Annotated in this window: 12 protein-coding genes; 5 read left to right on the top strand and 7 right to left on the bottom strand. The window is 30.6% G+C overall.

Going from position 1 to position 12,093, the window contains the following annotated elements; translation table 11 throughout:
- Positions 1-48: 48 nt before the first annotated feature.
- Positions 49-600, bottom strand: a complete 552-nt coding sequence (locus ACQ629_RS00995; RefSeq protein WP_483706084.1) for a nucleotide exchange factor GrpE — start codon at positions 598-600, stop codon at positions 49-51.
- A gap of 204 nt (positions 601-804) precedes the next feature.
- Between ACQ629_RS00995 and ACQ629_RS00990 the strand changes: the two genes are divergently transcribed.
- Positions 805-999, top strand: a complete 195-nt coding sequence (locus tag ACQ629_RS00990) for a hypothetical protein (RefSeq protein WP_483706082.1) — start codon at positions 805-807, stop codon at positions 997-999.
- Between the two features lie 169 nt (positions 1,000-1,168).
- On the opposite strand, the gene ACQ629_RS00985 is transcribed toward ACQ629_RS00990, so the two are convergent.
- Genes ACQ629_RS00985 through ACQ629_RS00970 form a run of 4 tightly spaced genes read right to left on the bottom strand, consistent with a single transcriptional unit; the run spans position 1,169 to position 6,814 of the window.
- The gene (locus tag ACQ629_RS00985) at positions 1,169-2,440 is read right to left on the bottom strand and encodes a hypothetical protein (RefSeq protein ID WP_483706080.1); all 1,272 of its coding nucleotides are present in this window, start codon (positions 2,438-2,440) and stop codon (positions 1,169-1,171) included.
- 20 nt (positions 2,441-2,460) lie between these two features.
- Positions 2,461-3,774 (bottom strand): UDP-N-acetylglucosamine 1-carboxyvinyltransferase, encoded by a 1,314-nt coding sequence (murA, locus tag ACQ629_RS00980; protein WP_483706078.1) that lies wholly within the window; start codon positions 3,772-3,774, stop codon positions 2,461-2,463.
- Positions 3,775-4,431 carry a DUF4290 domain-containing protein gene (locus ACQ629_RS00975; protein ID WP_483706076.1) on the bottom strand — a complete coding sequence of 219 codons (657 nt, stop codon included), beginning with the start codon at positions 4,429-4,431 and terminating at the stop codon, positions 3,775-3,777.
- Between the two features lie 49 nt (positions 4,432-4,480).
- A complete protein-coding gene (locus tag ACQ629_RS00970) occupies positions 4,481-6,814 on the bottom strand; it encodes an ATP-dependent helicase (RefSeq protein ID WP_483706074.1) in 2,334 nt (777 codons plus the stop codon).
- Between the two features lie 221 nt (positions 6,815-7,035).
- Between ACQ629_RS00970 and ACQ629_RS00965 the strand changes: the two genes are divergently transcribed.
- The 3 genes from ACQ629_RS00965 to ACQ629_RS00955 are packed head-to-tail and all read left to right on the top strand — an operon-like array spanning position 7,036 to position 8,862.
- Positions 7,036-7,650, top strand: coding sequence for a SatD family protein (locus tag ACQ629_RS00965; protein ID WP_483706072.1), 615 nt, complete (start codon positions 7,036-7,038; stop codon positions 7,648-7,650).
- Complete coding sequence (locus tag ACQ629_RS00960; RefSeq protein WP_483706070.1) at positions 7,647-8,360, top strand: DUF3307 domain-containing protein; 714 nt, start codon at positions 7,647-7,649, stop codon at positions 8,358-8,360. Before ACQ629_RS00965 ends, ACQ629_RS00960 begins: the two co-directional genes overlap by 4 nt.
- Positions 8,350-8,862 (top strand): DUF7935 family protein, encoded by a 513-nt coding sequence (locus ACQ629_RS00955; RefSeq protein WP_483706068.1) that lies wholly within the window; start codon positions 8,350-8,352, stop codon positions 8,860-8,862. The genes ACQ629_RS00960 and ACQ629_RS00955 overlap by 11 nt, the downstream gene beginning before the upstream one ends.
- Positions 8,863-8,865: 3 nt before the next feature.
- On the opposite strand, the gene ACQ629_RS00950 is transcribed toward ACQ629_RS00955, so the two are convergent.
- Together ACQ629_RS00950 and ACQ629_RS00945 are read right to left on the bottom strand one after the other, a co-directional pair.
- Positions 8,866-9,705: a sulfurtransferase gene (locus ACQ629_RS00950; RefSeq protein WP_483706066.1), complete on the bottom strand. Its 840-nt coding sequence runs from the start codon at positions 9,703-9,705 to the stop codon at positions 8,866-8,868.
- 275 nt (positions 9,706-9,980) lie between these two features.
- Positions 9,981-11,306, bottom strand: a complete 1,326-nt coding sequence (locus ACQ629_RS00945; RefSeq protein WP_483706064.1) for a dicarboxylate/amino acid:cation symporter — start codon at positions 11,304-11,306, stop codon at positions 9,981-9,983.
- A gap of 121 nt (positions 11,307-11,427) precedes the next feature.
- Here ACQ629_RS00945 and ACQ629_RS00940 point away from each other — a divergent pair, with 121 nt between their 5' ends.
- Positions 11,428-12,075 carry a DUF937 domain-containing protein gene (locus ACQ629_RS00940; protein ID WP_483706062.1) on the top strand — a complete coding sequence of 216 codons (648 nt, stop codon included), beginning with the start codon at positions 11,428-11,430 and terminating at the stop codon, positions 12,073-12,075.
- The last annotated feature ends 18 nt before the right edge of the window (positions 12,076-12,093 follow it).

Below are 12,093 nucleotides of genomic sequence, written 5' to 3'. Positions count from 1 at the left end.
TTATACCTACACAAAGCTATTGCTTTGAAAATAAAAGTAGTAACACTTCTATGCTTGTGCAACCACTACTTTTGGATGACGAATAATTTTATCTCCTAACTTATACCCTGTTTCTATACAGTCAATAATTTTTCCTTTTAAATCATCTGAAGGTGCTGGTATTTGTGTAATTGCCTGGTGCACTTCCGCATCAAAGACATCACCTTGCTTTACTTCAATTGAAGTTAATCCTTTTTGCTCTAGAGTTTTTACCATTTTTTGATAAATTAATAATACCCCTTTGCGTAGTTCTTCTGCTTCTTTATCATCATCAGCATGTGTCAAAGCACGTTCAAAATCATCTAAAATTGGCAGTAAAACTGTCATTACTTCCTGTCCCGCAGTTTTATAAAGCTCCATACGTTCTTTAGAAGTACGCTTTTTATAGTTTTCAAACTCAGCAAACAAACGTAAATGTTTGTCTTTTTCTGTTTGAAGTAACTCTTCGGTAGTTGGTTCTACCTTCTCTACAACCTCTTCTACTTCTTGTGTTTCCTCTAAAGGTGCATTGTCTATAGCATCTTTTAATTCGTCTTCTTTTGTATATTGATCTTTACTCATTGTAAATCGTTTCTTTAAATTCTTCAGCATAATTTTATCAATAATATTGCCAATAAAAAAATCGTGTCATGTTGACACTAAATATAGCCTTCATATTAAACTTTTTTTTTAAAAATTTAAATATATTAAATAGTTATACTTTTTTTAAACAATTATAATACTTATATTTATGGAAATAAAATATTAACATTTAAGTCCCTCATTATGAAAAACAATTTATTAAGTATTACTGGTGCTACAATTTTAACTAGACAAGAACAAAAAAACTTAACAGGTGGTATCTCTTCAGCAGATCCTAGCCAATGTGGTTGTGATTGTGCAGGACGTGTAACAGGTCCTTTTTACTGTCATAAAATGATTGCTTGTCCACAAGTATACACTTGCGACCAAGAGATATAATAATATGATATCTTAAAAATAAAAACAGCAACTGATTAAGTTGCTGTTTTTTTATTTAAACTAACTTCTTTTATTAATCTTCTATTTATTTTGATTACTTAAATAATCTAACAATAAAAAAAACATCAAATTGAGAGGATTTTTTTAACCTATTTATATTCTATAAAATTTAAAATAATCTCCCTTCTTCAACTCCATTAACTGTAACATATGGTATATATTTCCCATTAATTAATTTAAAAACAATAGTTTTACCATTTTTAAGTTTTATAGAATGTTTACTGTTACTGTTATAGATATATTTTAATTTTCCATCAATAAAAATTTTGGCCGTTGGACTTTCTCCTGCATCTAAAGACATAATACCTGAATTAGGGTTAGAAATTAAAATAAACCTTTGTAAAAACACCTTTGAAAAGGCTGTTGTTTCTTTACCAAGATCATAGCTTCCTTCTTCATTAATTTCTATTTCATATGCAAATTTTCCTTCTTTTGTTACAGTGTGTTTTTTGGGGTTTATATTTCCTTCTACATACTTTAGTTTCTTTGCATAATCTTTATATCCTTCATTAAAAACGTCAAAAAAACCTGAATGCTTTTTAGCTATCTTTGAGTATCCAGTTGCCTTTTCAAAATCTCCTTTTAAAATACTAGCTGTAGCTAAATTATTGTAAATTACTTTTAACTTTCTCTTTGACTTTAGTTTTTTACCATAATCAATATCTAATTGTTCTTTCCAATATGCAATAGATTTATCTATAATTTCTGGAGATTTAGTTTTTTTAATTTCTTCTATTAGCGGCTTAGAAATATCATTAAACTCCTTTGCTTTTCCTTTTTTTGCTTTTCTAAACACTCCAAAATATAAATCTATTTCAGACTTACCTGTAAATAGTAATCCAATTTGACTATCGATATAACCTTGTACTTCATTTGTTAATATCATAGCTTTAATTTTATTTCTATAAAACCTATTTCCTGTCGGATATTTTCCAGAATCAATTACAATAGATTGTATTCTTCTAGTTTCATTATGAACCATTTTATTACCATCTATCATAACCATAAGATTCATTGTACCTCGAAGTTGTATACCTTTTTCTACAAATTCAAGTTGAGCTCCCATAAAACCAACAACTATCTGAATATCACCATTTTTTTTTACAGATTTAAGTCCTTTAATTTTTAAACCATCTGTTAGAGATTGCAATGTTGAAAAATCTAAATAGTTTTCAGGTTTCTTTTCATCTTCTTTATACTCATGATTCCAATAAGCTCCATCATCTTGGATTTCATAACTAAATGTTTTTAAGTTTTTATAAATTTCTGGTTGATTAAACGTCAACTCAAACTTCTTTGGTTTAAACAATGTATTTTGAGAGAAAACATTCGAAAAAGCAAGTAGCGATATTAAAAACAATAAACTCTTGGCCTGTTTCATTTTTTTACTTTTTAATTTTATTAATCTTCTATTCTTTCAATTTTAGCTCCGATAGATTTTAAACGAGCTTCTATGTTTTCATATCCTCTATCAATTTGTTCAATATTATTAATAATACTGGTTCCTTTTGCTGATAAAGCTGCTATTAATAAAGAGATTCCTGCGCGAATGTCTGGTGAAGTCATTTTTGTTGCCTTTAACATCGATTTAAAATCATGGCCAATTACTGTTGCTCTATGCGGATCGCATAAAATTACTTTAGCGCCCATATCAATTAATTTATCAACAAAAAATAAACGACTTTCAAACATTTTTTGGTGGATTAATACCGTTCCTTTTGCTTGTGTTGCAATAACTAATACAATACTCAACAAATCTGGTGTAAATCCTGGCCAAGGTGCATCTGCTACTGTTAAAACAGATCCGTCAATATAATTTTGAATCTCATAACTATCTTGTGCCGGAATATAAATATCATCTCCTTTTTTCTCTAACTGAATTCCTAGTTTACGAAACACACTTGGTATTTGTCCTAAGTTTTTCCAACTAACATCTTTAATTGTTAATTCAGATCGTGTCATTGCTGCCACACCAATCCAACTACCAATTTCAATCATGTCCGGTAACACACTATGCTCACATCCTCCTAAAGATGTTACTCCCTCAATAGTTAATAAATTAGAGCCTACTCCTGTAATTTTAGCACCCATCGAATTCAACATTTTAGATAATTGTTGAATATATGGTTCGCAGGCTGCATTGTATATTGTTGTCGTTCCTTTCGCTAAAACTGCAGCCATAATAATATTGGCAGTTCCTGTTACCGAAGCTTCGTCTAAAAGCATATCGGTACCTACTAAGCCATTTTCAGCTTCAACACCGTAAAAATATTCTTCTTTATTATAACGGAATTTGGCTCCTAAATTAATGAAACCTTCAAAGTGCGTATCTAAACGACGACGACCAATTTTATCGCCCCCCGGACGTGGAATATATCCTTTTCCGAAACGTGCTAATAAAGGTCCAACAATCATTATTGATCCTCTTAATGAACTTCCGTCTCTTTTAAATTCAGGTGATTCTAAATATTGTAGGTTTATATCATCTGCTTGAAAACTATATGAATTACTTCCTAATTTTTCTACTTTAACACCTAATTCTCCTAAAATAAAAATTAACTTGTTTACATCAATAATATCCGGAATATTATTAATTACTACTTTTTCGGCAGTTAATAATACTGCACATATAATTTGTAGTGCTTCGTTTTTTGCTCCTTGAGGTGTTATTACGCCGCTAAGTTTGTGACCTCCTTCAATTTTAAATGATGCCATTTATTTTTTTCTGTGTTTATTGTTACTGTAATTCGTTTTTGCTTTAGGAGAACTTTTATGATTTGTTTTTCCTTGTTGAGTAGTACGTTTTCTTAACAAATTTTTACTTTCTGCTAACTTCTCTGTTGTCTCTCTTAAATCAATTTTCTCATCAGATAAATCATATAAATGCTTAAAAATAACAGCATCATCAACCGTATCTTTATTCCAATTTAAATAGCATTTTTTCATGTGATTAGCAATAGTAAATACCAAAGCCTCTCTTTTATCGCCTTCTTCCCAATTTAATGCGATATTTATCATGGTTTGAATATTGTTACCATAATAACGATATCTTGAAGCAGATTTTGGGTAATCCATCTTTTCTGGCTTCTCTGTTAACTCTTCTTTAGATGGAGTTTCGTAAGGTGAATCGGCATCTAATTTAAAATCGGCAATTATATGCAACTGATCCCAAAGTTTGTGCTTAAAATCTGGCACATCGCGTAAATGAGGTTGTAAATTCCCCATTACATCAACAATAGCCTTTGCCATTGTATTTCTATCCTCTTTTGTTTCTAAAGCGATGCAATGATTTATTAATTTTTGTATATGTCTTCCATATTCCGGAATTATTAAGTGGTCTCTTTCTGAATTGTACTCTAAATCAAACGTCATTTATCTGTATTTATATATGCAAAATAGGTAATTATTGCGAATTACATAGTTATCCGATTACCTTTAATTTTGCGAATTGTAATAATAATTTCTTTTTACCTACGGTACCAAACTTAATTTCGGCTTTTTTATTGGGTCCTTTTCCTTCTAAAGCAACAACTTCTCCTGTTCCGAAACGATTGTGTTCTACAAAGTTACCAACAACAATATCACCTTCAAATAAGTTCATTATCGGACTTACTTCTGATACCTTTTTCATTTTACTTTTTGGCGGTACTACGTTAGGTTTTTCTTTTTTTGCTAAAAACTCTTTTCGTTGTTTTTGAATTGGTTTTTGAAAACGGATTTTCTTAGGCGAATCATCATCATCAAAGATACTAGCATCTATAAATCTATTTGCTAATGCTTTGGGTATTTTAGGAGCTAAATTTTCAACATATTGCTCGTCTATTTCTTCTAAAAAACGACTAGGTTCGCAATCTATTAATTTCCCCCAACGATAACGCGTTTTAGCATGTGTTAAATATGCTACTTTTTCTGCTCTTGTTATTGCTACATAAAACAAACGACGCTCTTCTTCAAGCTCACTTCGAGTACTCATACTCATAGCAGAAGGAAATAAACTCTCTTCTAAACCTACAATATAAACATGTGAATATTCTAACCCTTTTGACTGGTGAATAGTCATAAATGAAACGCTAGGTGTATCGTCTTTCCCTTCTGAATCGAAATCAGTTGCCAATGCTACATCTTCTAAAAAAATAGTTAAAGAAGCATCTTCTCCTGTTTCAATTTTATCAGTAATAAAATCTTTTATTCCGTTTAATAATTCCTGAACATTCTCAACTTTATTTACACCTTCTGGTGTGCCATCTTTTTGTAAATCTTTTACTAATTGCGCTTGTTTAACAACTAAATCGGCAACCTCATAAGCGTTCATTTTCTGAGCGTCTATTTGAAAACGCTGAATCATTCTAGTAAAATTCTCTAGCTTCGTTTTTGTTCCTGAATTTATCTTTAAATCAACTTTATCTAAATTCAATAAAATTTCAAAAATTGATTTTTTATAATGATTTGCTGCTATTGTTAACTTATCAATCGTTGTAGCGCCAATTCCTCGTGCTGGATAATTGATAACTCTCTTTAAAGCTTCTTCATCTTTCGGATTTATTAACAAACGTAAATATGATAGTAAATCTTTAATTTCTTTACGTTGATAAAAAGAAAGTCCACCATAAATTTTATACGCAATGCCTTTTTTTCTCAATGCGTCTTCCATTGCTCTAGATTGAGAGTTTGTTCTGTATAAAACAGCAAATGAATCGGGCGTCATTTGGTGATTCATCATATTATCCCATATAGATTGGGCCACAAAACGACCTTCCTCTCCTTCAGATATGGTTTGCATTACCTTAATGCTTTCTCCAGCATCATTCGCTGTCCAAACAATTTTATCTAACTTCGTTTTATTTTTATCAATTACACTATTTGCTGCTTCTACAATATTACTTGTAGATCGGTAATTTTGTTCTAGTTTAAAGGTTTTAACATCTGAATAATCTTTTTGAAAATTCAAGATATTATTAATGTTTGCTCCACGGAAACTATAAATACTTTGCGAATCGTCACCAACTACACAAATGTTTTGAAAACGATCTGCTAAAGCTCTAACAATTAAATATTGTGAATGATTTGTATCTTGATACTCATCTACCATTATATATTTAAATCGACTTTGGTATTTTGCTAATACTTCAGGGAAACGACTTAACAACTCATTCGTTCTTAGTAATAAATCATCAAAATCCATTGCTCCTGCTTTAAAACATCTGTCAACAAATTCTTTATAAATGTCACCTACTTTTGGTCTGCTTGCTTCTAAATCTGCTTGTTGTAAATCAGTATTATTAAAGTATGCTCGAACTGTAATTAGGCTATTTTTAAATGAAGAAATTCTATTTAAAATCTGCTTTGGTTTGTAACGTTCCTTGTCCAAATTCATTTCTTTGATAATCGAAGTTATCAACCGTACTGAATCTTGTGTATCATAAATTGTAAAATTAGAAGGAAATCCTAAACGATCTGCTTCCGATCGTAAAATACGAGCAAAAACCGAGTGAAAAGTTCCCATCCATAAGTTCTTCGCTTCGTTATCACCGACAACTCCTGCGATACGTATTTTCATTTCACGTGCTGCCTTATTTGTAAAGGTTAACGATAAAATATTAAACGAATCGACTCCTTGTTTCATTAAATGCGCTATCCGATAGGTTAAAACTCTTGTTTTACCCGATCCGGCTCCTGCAATAATTATCATTGGGCCATCTTTTTGTAAAACGGCTGCTCTTTGTGGTTCGTTAAGTTGCTCTAAGTAAGTATTCAATAGAAAAAATTTGAAAGAATTTTTAAAACGGAAATTTAACCATTCTTTTAGGTTATATAAAGAATGTAACCTTTTTTTTATTCACAATTTTTATTCGCTTAAAAACGGATAAAACAATATATCTGCAAATAAGCAGATAAATAAAATTATCTGCTTATTTGCAGATAATTTTGGTTACTTATAAATATTTAAGTATTTTTAAAACTTATAACAAGAATTTAATGACAAGTATTTTAACAGGAGACATCGTAAAATCTAGAAAAACCGATAATAGCATTTGGTTAGAAAAGCTAAAAACTATTCTTAATAAATTCGGAAAACAACCTACTAACTGGGAAATTTTTAGAGGTGATAGTTTTCAACTAGAAGTGCCTGTAGAGAAAGCTTTTTATGCTGCTTTTTTATTAAAATCTCATCTAAAACAAATTGACAATATTGATGTTAGGGTTGGTATTGGTATTGGAACTAAAGACTCTAAAAATTTACATATTACACAGGCCAATGGCCAAGCTTATATCAATTCAGGTGAAGTTTTTGATAGCCTGGTAAAAAAACAATTAATTGCGATAAAAACTCCTTGGTTAGCGTTAGATAAAGAACTAAATCTAGCTTTAGATTTAGCTTTATTAACTATGAATAGTTGGACAAAAAATTCAGCAGAAGTATTTCAACTATCAATAGAAAATCCGTTATTAACTCAAAGTGAAATTGGAAAAAAAATAGGCATCACACAAAGTAATATTAGCGAACGACAAAAACGCGCCGGCTACGATGCTATTACTAACTTAGAGAAAAGATATAGAGAATTAATTCAACAAAAAACAGCATCATTATGATCTTATTCTTAAAATTTATAATTGCCCATTTTTTAGGTGATTTTATTTTTCAACCAAATAAATGGATTAAAAACAAAGAAAAAAAGAAATTTAAATCTAAAAAATTATACTTACATATTGCTGTTCATTTATTACTTTTATTATTAATCATTGGTTTTAGTTTTAAATATATTTTGGGTGTACTTTTTATAACCATAACTCACTATTTAATTGATTTAAGCAAATTATATTTACAGAACAAAAAGAACAAAACATGGTTGTTTTTTATAGATCAATTTTTGCATATTTTGGTATTAGCATTGGTAACCTTCTGGTATACTCCTTATAAATTTAACATAGCTTCCTTTTTTTCTCAAAAAGTACTTTTACTTATATCTTGTCTCCTTTTTGTGAGTTTTGTAGCATCAATTATTATACAAACTATAATATCGCAATGGAGCCCTGAAAAAGAGCTAAAAAAAGAAGATGAATCTTTAGCTAAAGCAGGAAAATATATCGGAATTTTAGAACGTTTATTAATATTTACATTCATTGTTATTGGACAATGGGCAGGTGTTGGTTTTTTATTAGCTGCAAAATCAATTTTTCGTTTTGGTGATTTAACTTCTGCAAAAGATAGAAAACTAACAGAATACATTTTAATCGGAACTTTATTAAGTTTTGGATTGGCAATTTTAACAGGACTTGTATATTCGCATTATGGAAGATAAAATTATTGAAGGATTAGCATACGCTTTACCAGCATTAGTAACAGGATTTGTAGCTTATTTTATATTAGGTGCTTTTATTAAACAAGATAACAACGAAAAAAAATTTAATGCCTTAGTTGATAAAAAACGTGAAAGCTTACCTATTAAACTACAAGCTTACGAGCGCCTACTTTTGTTTTGCGAGCGTGTAAACCCTACAAAACTATTGGTAAGAGTAATTCCTATTAGTGAGGATACTAATAGTTATGTTCAATTATTAATTGCTAATATCGAACAAGAATACGAACACAATATGGTGCAACAACTATATGTATCGGAAGACAGTTGGAAAGCGATTGTGGCTGCAAAATTAACAATAATTGCTAAGCTTCGTAAAACATCAGAAACAGCAAAAACGGCAAAAGATTTACGCGAAAGTATATTAATTGATTATTCTCAGAATGAGAATCCTACACAAACATCAATTGCATATTTAAAACAAGAAGTGAAAAAATTGATTTAAACCCTATTTTTCAACTGGCAAGGCTAAAGTACTCGCCCATTCCGTCCATGAACCATCATATACGGAATAATTTGTATTGCCTGCTAACTCATTTCCTAAAGCTAAAACACATGCTGTAATACCTGATCCGCATGAAAAAATAACGGCTTCTTTCTTAGGATTCAATACTGAGAAAATTTCTTGCAAATTTTCTGTAGATTTCATTTTACCATCTACCTGCAAGTCGGAATGTGGTAAACTTTTAGAATTCGGAATATGACCACCTCTTAAACCTTTTCTAGGTTCTGGCAATGTTGCATAGAAACGTCCTTTTGAACGCGCATCAAAAATATGTTTCTTATTACTTGACGCTACCAAAACCTCTTCCTTAGTACTTATTCTGTTAGTTTTAAAATATGCCTTAAAATCACCTTTTATTAATTGTTTTGTTTTCAAAGTTTCTATTGAATATTCTGCTTTTTGCCAAGCTGGTAATCCCCCGTTTAAAACAGCTACGTTTTCAAAACCAAACAGTTTAAACAACCACCAAGCTCTAGGGGAAGAATACACACCTAAATCATCATAAATAATTACGCAACTATCTTTATTAATTCCCAGTTGCTGCACTTGTTCTTCAAAATGTTTTTCTGTCGGAATCGTATTAGGAAACTCACTTTTTTTATTTAAAAAAATATTTTTTAAATCGAAGAAAACAGTATTTATAATCTGATCCTTGCTTTCTTCTTTATTTTCTTGAGCTCCTACTTTGGCTATACTTGCATCTAAAATAATTAAATTATCTGCTTTTACATTTTCAAATAACCAATCAACACAAACAAGCGAACTCGGAATTGTAATTTTCATTTATCTATTTTTAAAAATCATTTTATAAACTTAAAGCCTTCCTTTTAAACCTAAAAAACATCAATGTTAAATTACACATTGATGTTTTTATTCTATTGTTCACTTTTGATGATTTTTTTATCAATTCGAGTGAATTCTACGATTGAAATGAGCAAAATTTGTATCGAGAATTAAAGTTGTTACTTCTAAATTAGTTCTCGATACTATTTTTTATCAAAAATCACTCGAACTGACACCCTTAAAGTCTTTTTTAACTCAAAAATTACATTCATTTTTTATTTTACATCATCGTAATTATCATCCCAATTTTTAGGCTTAGGATCGTGTAATTTACCTACTGATTTTGCTACAATCATAGAAACAGTTGCATCTCCAGTAACATTAATTGTAGTACGTAACATATCTAAAGGTCTGTCTACAGCAAAAATTAATGCTAAAGCCACAGGATATAAATCTTTAGGAAAACCAATAGATTCTAATACAATAACCAACATTACCATTCCTGCTCCAGGAACAGCTGCACTACCAATAGACGCTAATAAAGCCGTTAAAACAATTGCCATTTGATTTGCAAAACCTAAACCTTCTGGCCATAAAACCTGCATTACAAATACAGCGGCTACTGCTTGGTACAAACTTGTTCCGTCCATATTTATAGTTGCTCCTACTGGCAACACAAAACTAGATACTTCTTTATCTACACCAATATGTTCTTCCACGCGCTCCATAGTTACAGGCAACGTTGCCGCACTCGAACTTGTTGAAAAAGCTAACAATTGTGCTGGACTTAATTGTTTTAAAACCCAAAACGGATTTTTCTTTGTATAAACACTTATTAAAACAGCATAAAACACAATCATTAATAGTAAGCCTAAAACTACAACACCTGCATATTTTAATAGCGCTAATAAAATATCTGGATCACCAGAAGTAACTACAACATTTGCTAACAAAGCAAAAACGGCAAATGGAGAAATTAACATTATAAGATCTACCATTTTTAAAATCGCTTCGTTTAAAGAATCGAAAAATTTCTTTAAAGGTTTTGCTTTCTTTTCGCCTATTAACAACATTGATATTCCTAAGAAAATAGTAAAAAATATTACTTGCAACATTGCTTTGTTATTACTCATCGCACTTACAGCGTTATCTGGTACCATATCAACAACAAACTGTAATGGCCCACTGCTCTGCTGTCTTGTTGCTTCAGAAATTTTAGCTGTTACACCAGAACTTTTTGCGTACGTATTTGTAAGTTTTTCTACTGTATCTTGTGATATTCCGTCTCCAGGCTGAATTACATTTACCAATACCAAACCAATGGTAATTGCAATTACAGTAGTACCTATATATATTAGCATGGTTCTTACACCAATACTTTTAAATTTAGAAATATCTTTTAAATCTGAAATTCCTTTTATTAACGATGCTACAATTAACGGTACAGCTATTAATTTTAATAATTTCACAAAAATAGTTCCTAATGGTTTTATCCAATTTTCTATAAAACTATTCCAGCCAAATTGCAATGCTAAAAATCCAAATAAGATTCCTAGAACCATTCCTATTAAAATTTTCCAATGTAACGCCAGTTTTTTCATCTAATTGATTTAAATTTTTAAGGCTGTAAGATAAAATAAATATTTAAAAAATATGACCATTAATCCGTAACTTGTGACATAATTACCGATAACTAATTACAAATCTTATAACAATATTAAAATGGCAGGAATTTTAGACTTATTAAACAGTGACTTAGGTAAATCAATCATATCAGGTGTAGCAGGTTCTACAGGACAAGACACCAACAAAACAAGTAGTGTTTTAACCATGGCTTTACCTGTACTAATGAAAGCAATGCAACGTAACTCTACATCTCCACAAGGAGCTGAAGGGTTAATGGGAGCTTTAAGTAAGCACGATGGTAGTATTTTAGATAATTTAGGTGGCTTATTTAATGGCGGTGTAAATGCAGATGTTTTACAAGATGGTGGTAATATTTTAAAACACGTTTTAGGAAATAAGCAACAGGGTGTAGAAAAAATTATCGGACAAAAAGCAGGAATGGACTCTAACGCTGTTGCAGATATTTTAAAAACGGCTGCTCCTATTTTAATGGGGGTTCTAGGCAAGCAATCTCGACAAGACAACATAAACAATTCTAACGATTTAGGTGGGTTGCTAGGCGGATTACTTGGTGGTAGCTCTGCTGATAAAGAACAAAGTTTTTTAGAGCAAATTTTAGATGCCGATGGAGATGGAAGTATTGTTGATGATATTGCTGGTATGGTTTTAGGCGGTGCCGATCAAAAAAAATCTGGTGGTGGTTTATTAGGTGGATTACTAGGTGGTCTTTTTGGAAAAAAATAATTTTATAAAAGATTATAA

Source organism: Tenacibaculum sp. SM2510, assembly GCF_057002845.1.
Note: the sequence above shows the minus strand (reverse complement) of the source record. Positions and strands in the feature narration are given on the sequence as shown.

Bases quoted from the DNA above. Each gene is read 5' to 3' on its own strand.
- ACQ629_RS00995 (WP_483706084.1), bottom strand. From the start codon at position 600: ATGAGTAAAGATCAATATACAAAAGAAGACGAATTAAAAGATGCTATA.
- ACQ629_RS00990 (WP_483706082.1), top strand. From the start codon at position 805: ATGAAAAACAATTTATTAAGTATTACTGGTGCTACAATTTTAACTAGA.
- ACQ629_RS00985 (WP_483706080.1), bottom strand. From the start codon at position 2,440: ATGAAACAGGCCAAGAGTTTATTGTTTTTAATATCGCTACTTGCTTTT.
- murA (WP_483706078.1), bottom strand. From the start codon at position 3,774: ATGGCATCATTTAAAATTGAAGGAGGTCACAAACTTAGCGGCGTAATA.
- ACQ629_RS00975 (WP_483706076.1), bottom strand. From the start codon at position 4,431: ATGACGTTTGATTTAGAGTACAATTCAGAAAGAGACCACTTAATAATT.
- ACQ629_RS00965 (WP_483706072.1), top strand. From the start codon at position 7,036: ATGACAAGTATTTTAACAGGAGACATCGTAAAATCTAGAAAAACCGAT.
- ACQ629_RS00960 (WP_483706070.1), top strand. From the start codon at position 7,647: ATGATCTTATTCTTAAAATTTATAATTGCCCATTTTTTAGGTGATTTT.
- ACQ629_RS00955 (WP_483706068.1), top strand. From the start codon at position 8,350: ATGGAAGATAAAATTATTGAAGGATTAGCATACGCTTTACCAGCATTA.
- ACQ629_RS00950 (WP_483706066.1), bottom strand. From the start codon at position 9,705: ATGAAAATTACAATTCCGAGTTCGCTTGTTTGTGTTGATTGGTTATTT.
- ACQ629_RS00945 (WP_483706064.1), bottom strand. From the start codon at position 11,306: ATGAAAAAACTGGCGTTACATTGGAAAATTTTAATAGGAATGGTTCTA.
- ACQ629_RS00940 (WP_483706062.1), top strand. From the start codon at position 11,428: ATGGCAGGAATTTTAGACTTATTAAACAGTGACTTAGGTAAATCAATC.